Origin of the sequence: Roseivirga spongicola (genome assembly GCF_001592965.1) — a bacterium.
Lineage (GTDB): Bacteria > Bacteroidota > Bacteroidia > Cytophagales > Cyclobacteriaceae > Roseivirga > Roseivirga spongicola.
Window position 1 is genome coordinate 327,941 of sequence record NZ_LRPC01000028.1, and the last position, 20,036, is coordinate 347,976.

17 protein-coding genes are annotated in these 20,036 nt (G+C 38.5%); 3 read left to right on the forward strand and 14 right to left on the reverse strand.

Annotated features, from left to right (window positions below; genetic code table 11):
- Position 1: 1 nt before the first annotated feature.
- The 8 genes from AWW68_RS13335 to AWW68_RS13365 form a co-directional block, all read right to left on the reverse strand.
- Positions 2-904: a glycosyltransferase family 2 protein gene (locus AWW68_RS13335; protein ID WP_068221847.1), complete on the reverse strand. Its 903-nt coding sequence runs from the start codon at positions 902-904 to the stop codon at positions 2-4.
- Positions 901-1,806, reverse strand: coding sequence for a glycosyltransferase (locus tag AWW68_RS13340; protein WP_157717651.1), 906 nt, complete (start codon positions 1,804-1,806; stop codon positions 901-903). The genes AWW68_RS13335 and AWW68_RS13340 overlap by 4 nt, the downstream gene beginning before the upstream one ends.
- Positions 1,790-2,143, reverse strand: coding sequence for an SxtJ family membrane protein (locus tag AWW68_RS13345; protein WP_068221851.1), 354 nt, complete (start codon positions 2,141-2,143; stop codon positions 1,790-1,792). The genes AWW68_RS13340 and AWW68_RS13345 overlap by 17 nt, the downstream gene beginning before the upstream one ends.
- Before the next feature lie 6 nt (positions 2,144-2,149).
- Positions 2,150-2,299 (reverse strand): DUF5989 family protein, encoded by a 150-nt coding sequence (locus tag AWW68_RS20275; RefSeq protein ID WP_221406000.1) that lies wholly within the window; start codon positions 2,297-2,299, stop codon positions 2,150-2,152.
- Between the two features lie 4 nt (positions 2,300-2,303).
- Complete coding sequence (locus tag AWW68_RS13350) at positions 2,304-4,163, reverse strand: carbamoyltransferase family protein (RefSeq protein WP_068221853.1); 1,860 nt, start codon at positions 4,161-4,163, stop codon at positions 2,304-2,306.
- 317 nt (positions 4,164-4,480) lie between these two features.
- Positions 4,481-6,019: a M20/M25/M40 family metallo-hydrolase gene (locus AWW68_RS13355; protein ID WP_068221855.1), complete on the reverse strand. Its 1,539-nt coding sequence runs from the start codon at positions 6,017-6,019 to the stop codon at positions 4,481-4,483.
- Positions 6,020-6,086: 67 nt separating this feature from the next.
- Positions 6,087-6,545, reverse strand: coding sequence for a nuclear transport factor 2 family protein (locus tag AWW68_RS13360; protein ID WP_068221857.1), 459 nt, complete (start codon positions 6,543-6,545; stop codon positions 6,087-6,089).
- Positions 6,546-6,556: 11 nt separating this feature from the next.
- Complete coding sequence (locus AWW68_RS13365; protein WP_068221859.1) at positions 6,557-6,925, reverse strand: glyoxalase/bleomycin resistance/extradiol dioxygenase family protein; 369 nt, start codon at positions 6,923-6,925, stop codon at positions 6,557-6,559.
- Between the two features lie 147 nt (positions 6,926-7,072).
- Here AWW68_RS13365 and AWW68_RS13370 point away from each other — a divergent pair, with 147 nt between their 5' ends.
- On the forward strand, positions 7,073-8,404 hold the full coding sequence (locus AWW68_RS13370) for a dipeptidase (protein WP_068224125.1): 1,332 nt from the start codon (positions 7,073-7,075) through the stop codon (positions 8,402-8,404).
- A gap of 106 nt (positions 8,405-8,510) precedes the next feature.
- Here the strand turns inward: AWW68_RS13370 and AWW68_RS13375 are convergent, their stop codons facing one another.
- Entirely contained in the window at positions 8,511-10,424 is a 1,914-nt protein-coding gene (locus AWW68_RS13375; protein ID WP_068221861.1) for a M14 family metallopeptidase, read from the reverse strand.
- 140 nt (positions 10,425-10,564) lie between these two features.
- Here AWW68_RS13375 and AWW68_RS13380 point away from each other — a divergent pair, with 140 nt between their 5' ends.
- Together AWW68_RS13380 and AWW68_RS13385 are read left to right on the forward strand one after the other, a co-directional pair.
- Positions 10,565-13,774, forward strand: a complete 3,210-nt coding sequence (locus tag AWW68_RS13380; RefSeq protein WP_068221863.1) for a PAS domain S-box protein — start codon at positions 10,565-10,567, stop codon at positions 13,772-13,774.
- Between the two features lie 54 nt (positions 13,775-13,828).
- The gene (locus AWW68_RS13385; RefSeq protein WP_068221865.1) at positions 13,829-14,557 is read left to right on the forward strand and encodes a LytR/AlgR family response regulator transcription factor; all 729 of its coding nucleotides are present in this window, start codon (positions 13,829-13,831) and stop codon (positions 14,555-14,557) included.
- Here AWW68_RS13385 and AWW68_RS13390 read toward each other — a convergent pair.
- The 5 genes from AWW68_RS13390 to AWW68_RS13410 all read right to left on the reverse strand — a co-directional run bounded on the left by AWW68_RS13390 (position 14,531) and on the right by AWW68_RS13410 (position 19,924).
- Positions 14,531-15,715, reverse strand: a complete 1,185-nt coding sequence (locus AWW68_RS13390) for a glycosyltransferase family 2 protein (RefSeq protein ID WP_068221867.1) — start codon at positions 15,713-15,715, stop codon at positions 14,531-14,533. The genes AWW68_RS13385 and AWW68_RS13390 overlap by 27 nt on opposite strands.
- A gap of 87 nt (positions 15,716-15,802) precedes the next feature.
- Positions 15,803-16,681, reverse strand: a complete 879-nt coding sequence (locus AWW68_RS13395) for a glycosyltransferase family 2 protein (protein WP_068221869.1) — start codon at positions 16,679-16,681, stop codon at positions 15,803-15,805.
- On the reverse strand, positions 16,678-17,484 hold the full coding sequence (locus AWW68_RS13400) for a methyltransferase domain-containing protein (protein ID WP_068221871.1): 807 nt from the start codon (positions 17,482-17,484) through the stop codon (positions 16,678-16,680). Before AWW68_RS13400 ends, AWW68_RS13395 begins: the two co-directional genes overlap by 4 nt.
- Entirely contained in the window at positions 17,475-18,767 is a 1,293-nt protein-coding gene (locus AWW68_RS13405; protein ID WP_068221873.1) for an oligosaccharide flippase family protein, read from the reverse strand. The genes AWW68_RS13400 and AWW68_RS13405 overlap by 10 nt, the downstream gene beginning before the upstream one ends.
- Positions 18,764-19,924 carry a glycosyltransferase family 4 protein gene (locus AWW68_RS13410; protein ID WP_068221875.1) on the reverse strand — a complete coding sequence of 387 codons (1,161 nt, stop codon included), beginning with the start codon at positions 19,922-19,924 and terminating at the stop codon, positions 18,764-18,766. The genes AWW68_RS13405 and AWW68_RS13410 overlap by 4 nt, the downstream gene beginning before the upstream one ends.
- Positions 19,925-20,036: the final 112 nt, after the last annotated feature.

Here is a 20,036-nt window from a genome sequence, read left to right on the forward strand (position 1 = left end):
ACTATTCTTGATCTATGTATGCCTCTGGGCTGAGTACCTTTCCGCTTTTTCCCATAAGTCCGTGTTTGACTCCTTTGAATTGAAACTTTCGAACCTCGTAGTGCTCTGAATTTCTAAAGTATTGAACTAGAAAGTCTTTGAGGTAGTGCAAAAGTATCACCTTAGAAGCATGGGTTTTAATTAATCTGAACATGTTTCGATAGGTGTAATATGCTAGTACTTTTTTTAATTGAGGGTGCTTGTTAGAGCTTCCTTTACCTTCGTGTATAACTTTGCTGCTACCTACCCAATAGGAGTGAATCCCTTTTTTTAATAGCCTGAGGCAATAATCTGTTTCTTCGAAATAGAGAAAAAAAGAGGTGTCTATAAAGCCATGTTCTTTGATTATACTTAAGGGAATAAGAAGACTGTAGCCGACTAAGTTTGCTACCTTCTGTGTGCCTTCTTTACTTAGTTCTCCTAGGTTCATTTCTTCAAATGAACAAAGTTCATCCTTGATCCCTTTTAACTTCCATATTACTTCTTTGTTAGCTTGTCCATTTATATCTAGACTTGCACTTCCAAAGAGCCCTGCACCTTTTTGGCTCCAAGCTTTAAGTAATTCTGCTAGGGTATCTGGTAGGACTGTTAGATCATTATTTAATAGCCAAATGGCATCATAGTTTTGTGCTAATGCATAGTTAACGGCTTTTAAGTGTCCATGAGCGTAACCTAGGTTTTCGGTGTTTTCAAAAATTATAATGTTATTCCAAATGCTTTGAAATTGACTAGGATTAAAGTCTTTGGATGCATTGTCTGTAAGGCAAACCTTTAGTTTGTCGTCTTTGAGGATATATAGCGATTTTAGAAGAGAGGCAGTTTTACCCTCGCTATTCCAGTTAAGTATGGAAACTAATATTTTCAAGCTTTTATGTTCCTTAGTTTCAAAGACATCATAATATATCCGTAAGCCATCAAGCACCATTGAATTGGGGCAAGGAAGTTATTCAATATTACCGATTTGTTGTTTGCAGTAAAGGGTTTAGGAAATTGGTGATCTTTATGATAAAACCTTACCTGTCTAATGCCTTTTCCATATCTAATGAACCTTTTTACAAAGCCTAGAAAACCATCTTCAAAGCTGTGTACAACTATGCTTTGTGGTGCATAGACTATCTTACCATATTTCTTAAGTCTGAGTGAAAGCTCAATATCCTCTCCTCCAGCAAGCTTAAAGCTTTCATTAAAGCCACCTATGTTATCGAAAGCATTTTTTTGGATCAATACATTAGCTGTAACTAGGTATTTCGGACTTCCATTCACAACGGGTGGTTGATGAATTTTCTGACTGATATAATATCTAGATAGAACGTCTCGACTATTTATTGTGGTGCAGCCTTGATATGCTACGGCTCTAGGATCTGCTTTTTGATATCCCTGAATTAGTAGAGGGGTACAAAGGCAGTCGCTATCAATAAAAAGCAACCATTCTCCCTTTGCCTGTTTTGCACCCATGTTTCTAGCCGCGGCTGGTCCTGGTTTTTTACATTTGAGTAAGTGTACTTTAAAACCCAAGTCAAAGCTATCCTTAGGTAGTGATATGGCAGGAGACGAATTGTTATCAATAACAATGACCTCTCTAGGTAATTCTGTGTCTGTTAGGGTTTGTTTAAAAGACTTCAGGAGAGCTATAATCCCTTCTTGATTGTTTTTTACAGGAATAACTATAGAAATGCCACTACTCTCAATTTGCTTATGCACAGTCGATTGCGTATCCACCAGTAGTTCTCGACTTCTGTTATGTTGATATTCACCAAGGTTTTTCAAAATCACTCTTTTCAAATAGATGATCCCTTTTTTTAAAATAGCTTAAATGTTCTTTTTTAAGGTCTAAGCCAGATCCTGTAAGTGTTCTTTTGAGCAGGGCAATAGGGGTTAAAACAACGAAAAAAATGACTGAGAGTAGAATTCTAGAATTAACATAACCAAGTATGCTGCCAACTCTATACCACCCTCTTACTATAAGATCTGCAATTTTTTTAGATAAAAGTGACAAAGTGCCGATAGCCAGTGATGTATATATCATCCATTCTTTATCGAAGATTATATTCAGAAATAAAAACCCTGTACAGATTGTTAAAATGGAAGAGTAAACCTTGCTCATGACTAACTAAAAAAGGGAATAGATGAATGGAGCAGCAGCCGATCCACCACCTAAAACAAGTAAGAGACCTAGTAGCAAAAGAGTGATAATTATGGGGGCGAGCCACCATTTCTTGCGTTCTTTCAAAAAGTTGAATATGTCTTTTATAGATTCCATTTTCTTAGTCTAATATAGAAGGTGATTTAATATTAGAACCTCTGCTCCAATGTGGTTGATCTTTTTTATGAAAAAGATATTGACCAATCACCAATAGGTCAATTTCAGTATTCATAAAACAACTGTATGCGTCTTCAGGAGTGCAAACAATGGGTTCTCCTCGTACATTAAAACTTGTATTAATAACTACACTGCATCCGGTTAAAGCTTTGAAAGCACTAATGAGGTTGTGATAATGTTCATTGGTTTCTTTATGAACAGTTTGAATTCGAGCAGAATAGTCAATATGGGTTATTGCAGGGAGGTCGGATCTTTCAAAATACAGTTTGTCTAGTATAGGTTGCTCATAATAATTGTCTGGCTTTTTCCTGCATCGTTCCTTTAAAACAGGCTGTGTTTGTAACATGTAAGGACTGGGAGAAGTCAAATCAAAGTATTTGTTGGCATCTTCGGCAAGCACCGAAGGAGCAAAAGGGCGGAAAGATTCTCTGTTTTTAATTTTTAGGTTCAGTTTCTTTTGGATTTGCGGGTCTCTTGCATCAGCTAATATACTCCTGCATCCAAGAGTTCGCGGGCCAAACTCCATTCTACCTTGCATCCAACCAACAATAAGTCCAGAGTTGAGGGCTTCAGCAACAGTTTTATAGATTGAATGATAACTAACCTTAAACCCGATTGCCTCATATTTATTGACCATAGCCAGAATTTCCTTTTCTGAAAAGGATGGTCCAAGGAAAGCACCAAACATTAGGTCTTTATCTGACTTTTTAGGGTAAACTCTCTCTTGATTGAAATATATATGTTCTGTGGCAAGCGCAGCCCCTAAAGCTCCTCCAGCATCTCCAGCAGCTGGTTGAATGAAAACATTTTTAAATAACTTTTTACTGAGAAGTTTACCATTACTTACACAATTTAATGCGACTCCACCTGCTAAGCATAAATTTTCTGAATTGGTTAATTTCTTAGCTTCAACCGCCATTTTCTGAACAACTTTTTCCGTTACTCTCTGAATAGCAAGGGCAAGGTTACAATGTACGAGTTCTATTTTAGTATCAGGTAGCCTTCTGCTCATGTTGAATAGCTTTTGCCATTGTTTGTCAGACACCATTCTAAGGCCAGTTGTGTAAGTAAAGTACGTTTGATTGAGAAATATGGATCCGTCTTCCTTCAAGTCAACCAGTTCAGTTAGAATAATTTCTTCGAATAATTGAACTTGAGTACTTACAGGTTTTCCGTAAGGCGCTAAGCCCATCAATTTGTACTCTCCAGAATTAACCTTGAAACCTAAGAAATATGTAAAGGCTGAATAAAGTAGCCCCAAGGAATGAGGGAATTTGAGTTCCTTTAACACTTTAATGCTTCTATCGTTTCCGTAGCATATTGAGGCAGTTGCCCATTCGCCTACACCGTCTATGGTAAGGATGGCAGCTTCTTTAAAACCAGAAGGGTAAAAGGCACTTGCTGCGTGCGAAAGATGGTGTTCTGTAAAAAGTAGTTTTGGTATTTTTTCAAAACCTATTGCCTTCAACTCAGTTTTAATTTGCCTTTTCAAGAACATTTTATCTTTAAGCCAGACTGGTATTGCTGACTGAAAAGAAAACAATCCTTTAGGAGCGAACGAATAATAAGTTTCTAGCAGTCGCTCAAATTTGAGAAGAGGTTTGTCATAAAATACGATTGCATCTATTTGATGAGGTGAAGTAGCTTGATGGTCAAGGCAGTATTTGATAGCGTTTGTTGGAAAAGAAGCATCGTGTTTTTTTCGGCTAAACCTTTCCTCTTGAGCAGCAGCTATTGTTAAGCCGTTTATGGTTAGGGCTGCGGCAGAATCATGATAGTATGCTGAAATACCTAGAACCTTCATTCTTTTTAGAGTCTTATGGTGCACCACTACTTTGATAGTAGAAGCTATGGCTTTAAGATGGGGTGATCTAGGAGGTGAAGATATACAATCTCCTTCATCAAAATGGCTAGTCAGAATTAATTCAGAACATTTTTGAAGCTGTTCAGAACAAACTTTTTCTGAAACGCAAAATTTGAGACAAGTTGGGATTGTATTTAAGCCGAAAAGGTTTTTGTGACAAGGTTATATATTGTTGATGGCTATTGAAGGTTGAGGTTAATAGTCAAAATAAAAAGCCACCGAACGGGTGGCTTTTTGGTTTTATTGGGGTGAGGGAATTAATCTTGGCCTCCGTTTCTTGTTGGTTTTCTTGGTGTTGGCCAAGTCATTTGTCTACCATTCCAAGGGCTTACACCTAAAACGGCTTTATCTCTCGGGAAGAATTCGGGGTCTTCACAGGCCATGTATACCATAATTGCTGTAAGAATAACATTGTCCCTAACGTCATCGAACACAATTTTGTCATAAGTGTCACGGTTGGTATGCCACGTATAGGTGCCATAGTCCCAGCTCAATGAGCTAAGGCTAAAGCCTGGAGCCCCAGCAGCAACAAATGAAGCATAGTCAGAGCCGCCTCCACCCGGAGTGCCTGGGAAGGTGGTGTTAATCTCGCTTCTGATTTCTCTTGGTACTGGAGCTAACCAACGGTTGATGAACTCATAGGAATGCAAAAAGCCTTGCCCGCTAATATTTTGAACTCTACCAGTTCCATTATCTTGATTAAAAAGGGCCTGTAAGCCTTTCACCACTTCAGGATGGTCTTCTACAAACGAGCTTGAGCCATTCAAGCCTTGTTCTTCACTTCCCCACAAACCAACCATAATAGTTCTTTTTGGGTTAGGGTAAACCTTCTTTAGAATTCGAAGGGCTTCCATCATTACCAGGCTGCCAGTTCCATTATCTGTTGCACCAGTTCCACCATCCCATGAGTCAAAGTGGGCAGAAAGAAGTACATATTCATCTGGGTTTGTACCCTTTACTTCCGCTATGGTATTAAATGTTGGTACTGTTCCGTGGTCTACATTAGTAACCTCAACTCTAATTTTTGGAGTGTCACCATGCTCAACCATTCTGAAAAGTGTGCCATAATCTTCCAGTCCAATGTCTATGGTAGGAATCGTTTTTGTTCTAGCACCAAATATTTTATTTACTCCGAAGCCTCTAGACCAGTTAGATATAAGTATTCCCGCTGCTCCTGCTTCTTCTAACACGGCTGGTAATTCTCTAGAATTTGAACCTGTCGCCTGAATTCTTTTATTCCAGTTAGACCTAGCTTCTCGAGATTCTCTTTCCATCTTTTCAATGGATTCTTTCTTACCATATTTCTCCCAATTGTAGCTAGGTCTGCCTGTAGGCTGAGCCATGTCTACTAGTACATATTTACCCTTTACGCTAGAAAGCCATTGCTTAAATTCAGCTTCATTTTCTACCTCAGGAATAACGGTTACATCTCCTTCAACAATACCATTAGAAGAAGGGCTCCAAGCCAATTGCATGGCCTCTAGGGTTTTTACTCTTGGCGAAATTAGATCTACGTGGGTGATACCACGTTCCCAACCTTTCCATTCTCCCCATTTTTCATTTCGGGCAGAAATACCCCAACCTTCAAATCGGTCAACGGCCCAGTTGTGAGCGCTTTGCATTTGTGGTGTACCTACAAGTCTTGGACCATTAAGGTCTAACATTTCATAGGCCAATTGCTCTAATAATGAGTTTTCATTGGCTTCTTTAACAATCTGATCTACAATATCTTGAGATATAGCAGAGCTAGTCCATACCACAAGGGCACAGAACATCAATAGTAGTTTTCTTTTCATACTTGGTTAGTTATTGAGCTATTAAGATAGCCAAGTAGAAAGTTAATTTTGAACCGATAAAGGAAAATTAACCGATTCGGCTTTGTTCGAACTTGGTTAAAAGGGAATTGGTCTGCTTTTGAAGCTTGTTTTTAAAGAAGCCTGTCCAACCTAAAATAGCTCCACTAAATCCCATGGCTTGCTTAGACCACTTATGAAGATCGAAATGGTCTGAGTGTTTAATTATCAGCCCGTCTTTAAACTCAAACTTAGCATGGATTTTATTGTGAACCTTGCGGCCGGTTTTGCTGAAAGTGTAAAAGGCTTCCCAATATGCCGAATGATCTGTAACCTCCGAATGTAAGACTTTGAAGTCTTTGCCTTTCTGACTTTGACAAAGCATTCGCCACATATTCTTTGCTCTTTCGCCTTGTAAAGTACCAAATGCAGGATCTTCGAACTTAACCTCTTGGTGGTAGCACGAAACCATGGTTTCTGCATCTAATTCATTAAAGGCAGTATAGAATTTATGGATGAGTTCTTTCAAAGCGAGTTCATTTAAGCGTCTTGTACTATAAAGATGGCATTCTTATTTAAATCGTAAAAACCGAATTCATGGGTTCCCCAAGGCGTATTCATTTTTAGTTTTTCTGGCTGTATTGTCTTTCTTTCTACAAATTCTTCGAACCAAGGTTTTATGTCTTCTACAAAGATTTTTATTACCGAACCGCCTAAAAGTGGGTCTTCTACATTATTGGCATGCCATTGTAAATGAATGCATACACCGTCTCTACTGATGCCCGAATACATGTTATCACCAAAGCTGTACTTAAAGCTCGTATGCTTGTTAAACCACTTAATGTCCCTTTCAATATCTGAACTTGGTAGTACAGGCTCAATTCCTTTAATCTTCCTGTTTTTAGACATAATTCAATTTAGAGCAATTTTTTGTTTTTAAAGGATAATGGCTTTTTCGGAGGAATAAGAATTTTACCACTGACAAAATAGCCCGACATTTTCCAGTGAATAGTGATTAGATTAACTGCAAATTCAACCTTTATAAACTATAATGAAATGAAACGAGTATTAAGTTTAAGCCTTCTGGCGGCCACTATGCTTTGGTCTTGTGGAGCTCAGGAGAGCAAAGAAGAAACAGTGGATGTTAACAATATGACAGAACAAGAGCTGATGGATTACGCCAAGGGAATCCATGAAAGAGTGATTACGCTGGACACGCATGACGATATTAACACCTCTAACTTTACGGAGGAGACTAATTATACTCAACGTCTTTCAACTCAAATAAACCTGCCAAAAATGGAAGAAGGTGGTTTAGATGTAGCTTGGTTTGTTGTGTATACAGGTCAGGGAGAACTTACTGAAGAAGGCTTTGCTAGAGCTTATGAAAATGCTGATGATAAGTTCAAAGCTATTCACAGATTGTGTGAAGAGATTGCCCCAGATAAAATTGAGTTGGCTTATACCTCTGATGATGTAAGACGTATTGTTGCTGCAGGAAAAAAGGTGGCAATGATTGGCGTAGAAAATGGCTATCCTATAGGTATGGAAATAGAAAGAGTTAAGGAGTTTTACGATAGAGGAGCTCGTTACATGTCTCTTTCACACAACGGACATAGCCAATTAAGTGATTCGAATACTGGGGAAAGAGATTCAGTTTGGTTGCACAATGGTTTGAGTGAGTTGGGTAAAGAAGTGATTGCCGAAATGAACAAATACGGTATGATGATCGACCTTTCTCATCCGAGCAAAGAGGCTAATATGCAGGCTATGATACTTTCTAAGGCTCCAGTTATTGCATCACACTCTTCAGCTAGAACGTTGAACGATGTTAGCAGAAATTTAGATGATGAGCAGTTAATGATGCTTAAAGAAAATGGTGGTGTTGTACAGACTGTGGCTTTTAAAAGCTATGTAAATTCTGAAAAGAACAGGGCTAATTCTGCAAAGTATGGCGAAGTAATGGAAGCTATAGCTGCTGAAGAAAACTTTGAGATGAAGTCTAGAGGAGAGCTTCGCGAAATGAGTTCTGAAGAAAGAGAGGCTTATTATGAAAGACTTACTGAAATCAGAGAAAAGCATGGAGATAGATTACAGCAAGAAGTAAATGCTAGTGCACCTCCAGTTGATGTGGCTGACTTTGTAGACCATGTAGATTACCTAGTGAATAAAATTGGCTTAGAGCACGTTGGTATCAGTTCAGATTTTGATGGTGGCGGTGGAGTTGAAGGCTGGAAAGATGCTTCCGAGACTTTCAATGTAACTTTAGAGCTTGTAAAGAGAGGTTATACTGAAGAAGAAATTAGTATGATGTGGAGCGGGAACCTTCTTAGAGTGTTAGATGAGTGTCAAGAAGTAGCCAAAAAGATTCAAGCTGGCGAATTGTAGACTATTGACATCTGATAATAAAATTAAGACCACCCTTGCTAAGCCAAGGGTGGTCTTTTTTAATTATGGTTAATCAGGCTTCAATAGCCGATTGTCTATATGCTAGTTACTTAATTGTACCTATCTCTATTTCCTTTTCAATATACCCACCACGAGTAGAAAGCACCTTTACTTTTCCTTTGGCTCCGTCTATGCCGTTCAGCTTAATCTCAAAAGTTGCTTCTTTGCTTTCTCCAGAAAGTGTTCTGTCTAGGTATATGGTTTTATCAGTTAAGTCAGGGCTTACAATTTGCAATTGAGCTTTTTCACCACCTTTCATGAGTTTGCCATCAAACTGTAATTGTACTCTATCTTCTCTAACAATTTTCACCAGTTGAGCCTGCTTCAACGCAGTAGGGAGCTCACCAGTATTCTTAATTCGTACCTTAACTTCATAAGTGTTTCGGTTTTTCTTGTTTATATCAATAGACTCCAATTCTATTTGAGGAAGCTCTAGGGCCATAGCTAGGTTGAATAGTGCTTGCTTTTTTGCCCAGTTCTCTAATTGCCATGGTGGTCCATTCTGACTGAAAAATTTTGGATGGAACCCACCAATTTCCACCTCACCTAAGGTTGGATGAGTAAACGGTTCCCACTCTCTGAAACCTCTTCCACCATTTTCTTCATCGTCCCATCTTAGGCCGTCATAGTCATCGTAGATTCCATTGCCATCATAATCTTTCATAGCCCCATTATTCCAGAGCTCATCGCCATACCAAATTGAGCCATAGTAGAAATACCCAAAATCTGGTCCGTGCCCAAATAGGGGACTTGGCTTAAGCGGATCGCCAGTGCTAGGATTAACCTTGTAACGAGTAGCGTAGGTCTCATAAACATCTCCGGCCCATGGATAATTGGTAATAGACAAACCTATGCTGTCATACTTTTTATAGAGGTCTAAATCTTCTGGGTACATTCTTTCCTCGCTTTTAGATGTAGAAGGCGCCCTCAAGTGCATAGGAACCCTCGTGTCCATAGAGTTGACAACTGAAATATTTGGGTGAGTTAATACCCATAGTACAATGGACCTTGACTCAGGTTCAGAAGCAGGGTAGGCGCCTGCACCATATTGAGTATAGCCTCTGCCTGTAGCATCTTCGCCAATGTCTGGTCTCCAGTTTTCAGGGTAGTTCCTATGTAGGTCTAACCCTCCAATGCCGTCTTCATTAAATCGGCCGTCACCATCGTTATCTATACCCTCTGAGTAAACAAAGTGAGTTCCACCTTCTCTAACCCTTTTCATTAGCCTGCCCTGAGGGTCTCTTGGGTCTATTATATGAGTACCTTCTTCACCGTCTTTGGCTTTAACCCGAATTTGGTACATAATGCCATCACCATCCAAATCTTCCTCATCATCTTCATCTAATAGACCATCTCGGTCGTTATCATGAGGTCGTACTGTACTTCTGTTTCTTTGAGCGGTATGCAGGTAAAGATTGCTCCCGTCAGGGTTGTTCTGAGGTCTTAAATAGATAGCCTTAGTGTCTATTAAGTCCGTAATAGCTGCATCGCTTCCGTAATTCTCTAATAGATGTTGAGTAAGCCAAAGAATTGATTCAGAGCTAGTTATTTCTCCGCTGTGTCTTCCGCCTTCAAAATAGGCTGCAGGTTTGTCTGTGTCTTTTCCCGTATTCTTATTGGTTATGGTCATTTGTAAAATAGGACGGCCTTCAAAGCTTGTTCCTACTTGGTATAAGTCTACAATCTCAGGGTACTTTTCAGCCCATAGCTTATACCAATGATACATTACGTCTACTGTATGATAGGTGTCGAAGGTGAGCTGTTCTGAGGGTTCATATTGAACCTCAGCATGCTGGTGTTGCTTAAAAAAACTTATGCCGTGTCTTTCACCTTTTACGGTGTAGTAGGTGGTGTCTTTGTCAGACTCAGGCCAACTAATTGGGTCTAATTGCCTAACCTGAAAGGCATTGGCTTTAATGGAAAACCCACAAATGAGTAATAGTAGAAAAATTCTCTTCATAATAGTTTTTAAGGTTGGTAGTGGAAGATAATAATAAACAGCTTATCGACATATAATGTCATTCATCGAAGCATACTGTTAGCCAACGAAATGGCTCAAATTCAAAAGGAATTATTCCTTTTTTTGACTTCTAAGCACTAATGAAACCAAGTATCACTCTTAATAAACGGGGGGAGGTGGTCTCTTTCGATTCCCTATCTTCCAAATTCTACTTTTTCCTTAAAGAGTCAGAATATGGCTTGTTAGAAGATATCATCTCAAAATTCACAAGCTCTCCAGAAACAGGAAACAAAGGGGCATTTCAAGTATTTAATCGAAATATTTCTTATTGCGTTACATTTTCCAATAACTTATACTCCATAAGCTTTGAGGCTGAAGATTATTCTATGGGAGAAGGACCAAAAGACAACGAGAAGTATAAATTAATAGTAGAGGCTGCCAACGAGATTATTTACGAGGCAGATGCCAAGGGCCAGTTTACTTATGTAAATCCAAAAACTTTAAAGGTTACGGGCTTTTCTGAGAAAGAGATGATGCAAAAGTCTTATTTAGACCTTATTCATCCTGACTATAAAGAAAAGCTTAAGCTTTTTTATACCGAGCAAGTAAAGGAGCTCAAAAAATCTACCTACCAAGAGCTACCTATAGTTACCAAGAGTGGAGAGCAGATTTGGATTGGTCTAAATGTGCAGTTACTAGAGAATGATTTTGCCGTAACTGGCTTTCTAGGAGTTGGTAGAGATATTACGGAAAGCTATCATAATAGACTTGCCCTACAGCAATCTGAAGAGAAATATAGAGGTATAATTCAAAACCTTCAATACGGATTATTAGAGGTAGATATAAACGAGAAAATTGTTTACGCCAACGAGGCAATGAGTTTAATAACGGGATATGAACCTGAAGAACTTATTGGAAAAGTAGCTTCTCAGCTTTTAGTTGACGAAAGAAGCATGGAGGTGCTAGACAGTGAGCATGAAAAGCGAGAAGATGGAAACGCCAGTGTTTATGAGATAAAAATTAAACACAAAGATGGTGGCCATAGATGGGTAATGATTAGTGGTGCTCCTATTTACAATGTAGATGGTAGTATCAGAGGCTCTATTGGAATCCACATGGATATCACCGACAGAATTGAATCTGAAGATGAGCTTAAACTTACTCGTTCGCGACTCAAAAAATATAAAGAGGGGATTGAAGCGCTCAATTGGGTCACCTCTAATCTTAAGCTCTCTTATGCAGATCAAATTAAGGAGGGTCTAAAGATTGCCTTAGATTATCTAGAAATGGATTTGGGGGTAATTAGCCAAATAGAAGATGAGGTCTATACGGTGAAGCACTTCGTAGCTAAGAACGAAGGAGTTGAATTGAGTAATGGTGATGAGTTTAAGCTTAGCGATACTTTCTGTGATATAGTTATTGCTAAAGACGATATTCTCTACATGAAAAATGTTTCAGAGTCTAAGTATTCTGAGCACCCTTGTCACGAACTCTTCGGTGTAGAATCTTACTTAGGAGTTAATTATTCAATAAATGGGAAAAAGTGTGGAACGGTTAATTTCTCATCGCCAGACCCAAGAAATAAAGAATTCGATAGCTATGACCTAGAGTTTATTAATCTGTTTTCTAAGTGGATTGGTTATACTATTACGCTCTATGAGAATCAAAAGAAGCAGTTTGCAGATAAAGAGGCCCTTGCGGCCAAGAATGAGGAGTTAGAGAGAAATCAACAATTTCTAGGGGCTATTAATGACTTTGTTACTAGCTTATTAGATGATGAAACACTTACAGACATAGCTTGGGAAATAGCAGAGAGTGTAATTGAGAAGTTCGATTATGACGACTGCGTAATCTACATTGTTAATGAAGAACAGCAAGTTTTAGAACAGCTAGCTGCCTATGGTTCTAAGCAAACTAAAGATAGAAAAGTATTAGACGCCATAAAGATTCCTTTCGGAACTGGTATTGTAGGTGCAGTGGCACAATCTGGCAAAGCGGAAATAATTGCAGACACTTCTAAAGACGACAGATACGTTGTAGACGATGCTAACCGCATGTCTGAAATTACGGTGCCAATTATTGCCGATGGTAAGGTTATTGGAGTAATAGACTCTGAACACCAACAGAAAAACTTCTTCAAAGAAGAGCATTTAACCACACTGAAAACAATTGCTAATATAGCTGCCAACCGCCTGAAGAATGCGCTGGCAAAAAGAGAGCAGCAGAGAGCTGAAAAGGAGCTCCAAGAAAGTGAAGAGAAATTTAGAAAGATACTTCACAATGCTATTGATGCGGTTATTACAATAGATAACAGAGGGGTTGTAAAGGAGTGGAATTTGCAAGCTGAAACTATTTTCGGTTATACAGGAGAAGAAGCTATTGGCAAACCATTGACTGCAACCATTATTCCGCCTCATCATCACAAATCTCACAATGCCGGAATGAGGCATTTTAATGAAACAGGACACGGACCGGTATTAAATCAGAAAATAGAAATAACAGCAGTTAGAAAGTCAGGAGAAGAGTTTCCTATCGAAATGGCTATAATTCCTGTTGAAGATAAGGGGAGTCATAGCTTTACAGCATTCTTGAGTGATATAACTATTCAAAAACAGGTGCAGGCCGAAATGGAAAAGGCACTAAACAAGGAGAGAGAACTGAATGAATTGAAATCTAGGTTTGTTTCTATGACTTCTCATGAGTTCAGAACGCCTCTTACCACCATAAAGCAAAACACCGACCTTATCAGCTACCAATTAGAAAGCATTATTCCTAATGAATATGCACTCTTTAAGAAATACATTGATAGAATTGATGGAGATGTAAACCGACTTACAGGTTTAATGAACGATATTCTAATGCTCGGAAAAATTGAATCTGGTAAGATTCAAATGAATAAGAGTAAGATAAACTTTGTACAATTTATTGAGAAGCTAGTTACTAAGTATTCAGAAGCAGATAGTGAGCATAGACAGATTGAAATGAAGGTGCAAGGTGTACCTCAAGAACTGGAAATTGATACACAACTCATAGATCATGTTGTTTCTAATTTGCTTTCAAATGCTCTTAAATACTCTCCAGGTGCAAAGGCTCCAGAAGTAAACCTGTCATTCAACAAGCTTTCCAGGGTAACTTTAAGAGTGAAAGATCACGGTATTGGTATACCGAAGAAAGATCAAAGAAGCTTATTTGAGTCTTTTTACAGGGCTACCAATGTTAAAAATATACAAGGTTCTGGGCTAGGCCTTTCCATTGTAAAAGAGTTCACAGAAATGCACGGAGGTACTATTGAAGTGGATAGTGATGAAGGAAAAGGCGCTGAATTCATTGTTGAATTACCATTATCATAGTTTATATTCTAGTTTACCTCAATTGAATTATTAAATTGGCCAAAAATATATTGAATGAGCCAGTTGAAGATTCTAGTTGTTGAGGACGATCCGATGATCGCAGAAAGTGTTCAGGATATTCTTGCTATCCTGAAACATGAAGTTATTGGAGTAGCAGAGAATGCAGAAGATGCCATTGCCATTTGTAACGAAACACTTCCAGATCTAGCCTTGCTAGATATACAAATTGGTGGCGATATTGATGGGGTTGACCTGGCCGATTTACTCAATCAGAATTTTCAGATACCATTTATCTTTACTACGGCTTTTGCAGATAATGACACCATTGCTAGAGCAAAGTCTAAAGGACCTTACGGGTACTTAGTTAAGCCTTATGGTATAAAAGACATGAATGCTGCCATAGAGGTTGCTATGACGGCTTTTGAACGCTTTAAGAAGGCTAGCGAAACTCCAGCCATGTCTAAAGTTATCCAAGACAGTATATTCTTAAAAGTTGATTCTAAGCTTATTAAGACTAAAATTGATGACATTCTTTATATAGAAGCTAAGGGAGATTATGCCTTGTTCAAAACTAAAGAGAAGGGGCATATTGTTCATACTACTATGAAGAGGGTAGAAGAGCGTCTGAACGATTATAACTTTGCCAAAGTACATCGCTCTTATGTAATCAACTTAGCCAAAATTGTGGATATAGAAGAGTCTAACCTGCTAATAGACCACAAGGTAATTCCTATTTCAAGAGCCAATAAAGAGGCATTAATTAAGCGACTGAACCTGTTGTAGGGGAGTCGCTCTTTTTGCTTTATCCCAAGTTACTTGCTGTTTTCCTCTGAAGTATTTTATCCAGCCCAGTACAACACAGTAGTGCATGTAGATGAAATAGTAAGGGATGTAAAGCGCTTTAATTTTGGTTTCTCCATTTCTCATGGCGTAACCTGCCAAGGCTAGAATAGCAAATATGAGCTCTAATCTCATAATTAGATCATAAGGCCAACCTTGTGGAGCCAAGAAAAAGATACTAGTAAAGGCTCCCACAAGGGCTAATGGCATTAACGTCCAGCGTAGCGCTCTGTGAGAAATGTATTGAAAGGTGAGTTTTCCGTATTTGAAGAGATTTAGAAGAGGCAACAACATAATAACTGCCTGAATGCCACCTGCAGAGATTCTAACTTTTCGCTTTGTTTCTTCTTCTATGTTAGCAGAACCAGTTTCCATGGCCAATGCCTGTGGCTCATAAGCTACTTTGTAACCCTTTGCCGAAAGCTTCATGGTCATTACAAAGTCTTCAATTAGTGTATTGGTATCTATGTTTTCATATAAGTGAGTTCTTATTGCGAATAACTCTCCGGCAGAACCTACCAGGGTGTTCCACTCTGCATCTTTCCTTTTCAAGAACGATTCATACTTCCAATAAAAACCTTCTCCAGAGCTGCTGGCACTATCTTCTTCCTTACTCAACACTGTCTTTTCTCCTGAGACAGCACCAACCAAATTGCTCTGAAAGTGTCGGATCATATTTTTTAGTCCATCTTTATTAATCATCACGTTAGCATCAGTAAACACCGTCAAAGCACTTTCAACTGAAGGCATTACTCTATTTACGGCTGCTATTTTTCCAGCTCTTTCAGGCTTAAAACATAGCTCTGCTTCTGAAAATCTGCTAACAATGTCATTTGTGCCATCATTTGAACCATCAGTGACAATCTTAATTTTTAGCTTGTCTTTAGGATAGTCTAAGGCCAGAGTATTCTTGATTTTTTCTTCAATAATCTCTTCTTCGTTGTAAGCGGCTACCAAAAATGTTACTTCTGGCAAATCCTCATCGCCCAGCGTTTCTATAGGTTTGGTGCCTTTTATTTTGGCGAGAATGCTAATGAGCATACCGTAACCTACAAACACATAAAAGACAATAAATACGCAAGTCCAAAAGAAGATTTCCATGACGTTTAATTTTTATTCAATTAAATGAAGTCTGGAGAGTAAAATGGAGTTGTTTCGATGAATAGTAAGAAACTGTCGGTGAACGAATTAGATAGGTCGAAAGCCGAATTTTTTCTGAATTAAACCATCCGAAATTCCCTTGTTAAAAGCATTCAAATGCTTCCACTCTCTTAATAGAAGGTGTTTTAAGAAGTTTTTAGGCGTTGATATAAGAAGGAAGAAGCTAACGAATGTGAACCAGTTTAACTTGCCTTTATTTCTCATAAAGTGCAGTCTGTTCCTGGTCTGGTAATACAGTTTAAGAGGACTATTTTTTCCTGTAGAAATGGACTCTTTATGCAATACATGAACAGCGGGGTCTACCAATAGCTTATACCCACCTTGCTTAATAATGTTAGACCATTCTAGCTCTTCGTAATAAAGAAAGAATTGTTCTGGCATAAGACCACAGTTTTCAATTACCTCTTTTTTTAGCATTACTGCTGCTCCGTGAAAATAGGGGGTCTCGTAAGGTGAGTTAGATTGCGTGTTTTTTAGTAGTTCATTTCTGCCAGTAAGAGAGTTTATAGGGGTAAAACCCGCAAACTGAATCTTATCTGGCTGACTAAAGTATTTAAGCACAGGAGACACGGCTCCAATGGTTGGTTCGGTGAATCGACTGAGTAATGATTCAATTAGGCCGTTTTCTAACTCCGTGTCATTATTAACCAAGAATAGGTAATCTCCCTTGGCCTTTTCTATTCCTAAGTTGTTTCCACCGGCAAATCCAAGGTTCTCTTTGGCATTCAGTACTATAGCCCCAGGTAAAATAGACTGATAATTCTGTGTGTCGTCTCCTTCTTGGCAGTTGTCTACTACAATTACTTCAAGGTTAGGATAGCCTAGTTTGCTAATTGAATGCAACAGCTCGCTAGTAACAGCTTGTTGCTTATAATTGACCGTAATAATGGAAACTAAAGGGTTCATTTTTTCTCTTTTATACCAATTACCTGAATAGCATTACCCCAAGTGTTTACATGAAACATTCTATCGAAATGAATAAGCATTTTTGCTAGAGGTAGAGTAAGCATCTGACCAATTACTCCTGCTTTTTTACCTAAGTATGCCAATTCCCAACCAAGTCTTGCATACCATCCGTCTGAATAGCTTGCATGAACCACTTTGAATCCTTCTTCAATAAATCGGGTTTCTAGTCCATGAAGGTCATAAACTTGGCCAATGTGTTCATCTTCTAACCACTCGTGATGGTCTTCAAAATATTTTTCTGGGAATATTGTTCTTTGGGTTACATAGGGGATCTTCACCATGAAATGCCCCCCAGGTTTTAACCTGTCATAAGCGGCTTTAAAAGGCATTTGTTCAGGGGCAATGTGTTCGAAAACATCTATTGAAAAGATAAAGTCAAATTCTTTTTCCTCAAGATCTTCTGTCAATTTGCAGTGGGTGTTGATGTTTTCTATACCACTTCTTGAGATAGCCTCGTTCACCGAATTAATTCTCTCTTTGTCTATATCAAGACTGTGTACTTCGCTTTGTGGTAGGGCTTGAGCAAGACTAAAACTGTACTCGCCATAACCAGTTCCTAGATCTAAGATTTTTGCATCTGCTTTCAAAGGTATTTTCTTGACCATTTCTTTGAAAACAGTGAATCTGGCGTAGTTACCAACATTTGTATATCCAAATACTTTATGAAAGAGCTTAGCCAATTTTGGCGCTTTTTTCATTCTTTCACTGGTGTAAATCTGTGCTGTTCCAAATGTCAATTCCATGATGAGATATTTTTGTTTTTGAACACCATTTTTGCCGCTTCAACCACTGTGTGTACAGGGTGAAGACTCAATTCTTTATTTAATTTTAATTGTCCAATAAGAATGGTAATTACAATGGCACTAGCCGTTGCAATGGCACCTCCTATAACTCCATAAGTAGGAATTAAAGTCAGGTTGAGTACTACGTTAATACCTAAGCTTAATAAGAGCATTAAAAAATTTACCCTCGGCTTACCAACCGCATCAAGCGTTAGCCCGAATACTCTTCCCCATGGCTTAAATACTGAGGCTATGCTGAGCAGAATGATGATAACAGATGCCTCCTGGAAGCTTTCGTTTCCAAGTATTTGAATAATAGTATGGTTAAAGAAGATCAACACAAGGGCTATCGGTAATACAAAAGCAAATAAAGAAAGAACTGATTGACCATATGTTTTCTTTAGATCAGTGCCTGAATTCTGATGACTACTTGCTGAAATTTTCGGATAAATGACTTGGGATAAAGCTTGCAGTGGAAGCTCTGCATAATTCATGATTTTAGTGGCAAAATGGAAGATAGCCACGGAAGATGGCCCCAGAAAGTAGCCAATCATTAGAATATCTACACGCTGAAAAAGGAGGGATAAAAGGTTAGTGCCCGAAGCATATTTGCCAAAACTAAATAGTTGAGTAAATACTTTTTTACTAGGCAATGACCTGTTAAGCTTTGTCGCAAATAGTAAAATTGAATGTGGTATTGAAGCCAAGCAAATTAGGTTGATCAGCATACTTAAACTTGGCTGGTTATACAGATAAATGTATCCTAGAAGTAGGCTAACAAAGCTGATTAGGTATATGATGTTGAACGTAAAATACCTTTTGAATCTTTCTTCCGCTTGGTTAAGAGTATTTGAAAATTGGAGCGTACCCAATGCCCAAAGCACTTTATATCCATTTGCATAAAGTACAGATAGTTCGTTGTTGCTGATAAGACCGTATGTTAAAAGCAACAAGCTCAAGATTGTCATTAATCCAAAGTTGAGTGCCGCTCCTGTATTGACCACTGTTTTCTCAAAGCCTGACTGTATAAGTAGTCGGCTTAATCCGTTTTGAACAAAACCTTGTCTAAAACCATCACAAATGGAGACTGTGGTGATAAAAAGTGCCCAAGTACCAAAGGTAGCCTGATCATAAACCTTCGCCATGTAAATGAATAGAATGAAGTTGCTCAATAAAAAGGCAATCTGTCCACCAAAAGAAAAGGCGGTATTAGTAAACGATTTACTTTTTAAGATCTGCTTCATTGTGCAAGCGAATGGTAAAGTCTTTCAGTTTGTTGGGCAATTTTATCCCAGGTATAATAAGCTTCTACCTTAGATTTACCCTTTAAGCCCATCACTCTAGCCTCATTTCTGTTTCTAGAGAGGTAGTTCATGGCATCTATAAATTGCATTGGTTTATTTGTGGCACATAAAAGGCCATTTTCTCCATGCTGAATCGTTTCTTTTATAGAATCTAGGTCAGAAGCAATTACAGGAATACCTTCAGAGTTAGCTTCTAAGAGTACAATGCCTTGCGTTTCATAGAAGCTTGGCAAAACCAAAGCAGTGTAATAGGGGAGCATGCCATGAATTTCTTCATTGCTATACTCCCCAAGCAGTCTGACTCTGGTCTGTAGCCCTTTTTGGGCTATAATTTTTTCGATGTTTTCTCTCTCGCTGCCATCACCAATAATATCTAAGTACACGCATGAGTCTACCTGATCCATCAGTTCTACAATTCTAGATATGCCTTTTACTGGGTGTAAACGACCTACAAAAAGGAATCTGGCTTCGTTTTTATCTTGCTTAAACCTAGAGTGTCCTAAGCTCTTTACTCCGTTAGAAATTACTTTGATGGGTTTTTGAATAGCACGGGCATTTGATAAGTCGTGTTTTAAAGAATTACTAACTGCAACCAAACCGGCAGCACTGTTATAAAGTCTATCTTCTACCTTTTTTGTAAATGAATGATGAAGTTTATGATTGAGTTGATACCACTTTTTGCCTTTGTTTTCGATGTCAATAAGACCATGAACAGTGTTAACGAGCCTAGACCTAATGTCTCTGTTGAAGCTTAGCAAATAGCCACTTCTGCCTTGAGCATGGATGATATCGAATGTTTGATGATTCTTTTTAACCCACTTGAAGGCGTACCAATTAAAGCTGAACTCTTCGGCAACAATATTTATGGGCTTGATGTAGCGGCCTGGGAAATAAGGGACTTGAATAACGTCTATTCCTTCAATGTTTTTGGTGTTTACCTTAGAACGGTATGGTCCGCCATTTAGAATGGAAACCTTATGTCCAATAGCAGCTAGGCCTTTAGCCAGCTCCCAAGAGTGGGTCTGAATACCTCCTTTAAACTGCCAAGGCAAGGTTTTAGAGATAAGTAGAATATTTAGCGACTTATTCGGTTTCATGACTTTTTTTGTTTTTTGAGCTTTTTCAACTCTTTTAACCTCTTATCTACAGCCAGCTTTTCTTCCCTTTTCGAGAGCATTATACCATATACCAAGGCCATTATGGCTATAG

Coding starts and splice junctions, on each gene's coding strand:
- AWW68_RS13345 (WP_068221851.1), bottom strand. CDS start 2,143: ATGAGCAAGGTTTACTCTTCCATTTTAACAATCTGTACAGGGTTTTTA.
- AWW68_RS20275 (WP_221406000.1), bottom strand. CDS start 2,299: ATGGAATCTATAAAAGACATATTCAACTTTTTGAAAGAACGCAAGAAA.
- AWW68_RS13350 (WP_068221853.1), bottom strand. CDS start 4,163: ATGAAGGTTCTAGGTATTTCAGCATACTATCATGATTCTGCCGCAGCC.
- AWW68_RS13355 (WP_068221855.1), bottom strand. CDS start 6,019: ATGAAAAGAAAACTACTATTGATGTTCTGTGCCCTTGTGGTATGGACT.
- AWW68_RS13365 (WP_068221859.1), bottom strand. CDS start 6,925: ATGTCTAAAAACAGGAAGATTAAAGGAATTGAGCCTGTACTACCAAGT.
- AWW68_RS13370 (WP_068224125.1), top strand. CDS start 7,073: ATGAAACGAGTATTAAGTTTAAGCCTTCTGGCGGCCACTATGCTTTGG.
- AWW68_RS13375 (WP_068221861.1), bottom strand. CDS start 10,424: ATGAAGAGAATTTTTCTACTATTACTCATTTGTGGGTTTTCCATTAAA.
- AWW68_RS13380 (WP_068221863.1), top strand. CDS start 10,565: ATGAAACCAAGTATCACTCTTAATAAACGGGGGGAGGTGGTCTCTTTC.
- AWW68_RS13385 (WP_068221865.1), top strand. CDS start 13,829: ATGAGCCAGTTGAAGATTCTAGTTGTTGAGGACGATCCGATGATCGCA.
- AWW68_RS13390 (WP_068221867.1), bottom strand. CDS start 15,715: ATGGAAATCTTCTTTTGGACTTGCGTATTTATTGTCTTTTATGTGTTT.
- AWW68_RS13395 (WP_068221869.1), bottom strand. CDS start 16,681: ATGAACCCTTTAGTTTCCATTATTACGGTCAATTATAAGCAACAAGCT.
- AWW68_RS13400 (WP_068221871.1), bottom strand. CDS start 17,484: ATGGAATTGACATTTGGAACAGCACAGATTTACACCAGTGAAAGAATG.
- AWW68_RS13405 (WP_068221873.1), bottom strand. CDS start 18,767: ATGAAGCAGATCTTAAAAAGTAAATCGTTTACTAATACCGCCTTTTCT.
- AWW68_RS13410 (WP_068221875.1), bottom strand. CDS start 19,924: ATGAAACCGAATAAGTCGCTAAATATTCTACTTATCTCTAAAACCTTG.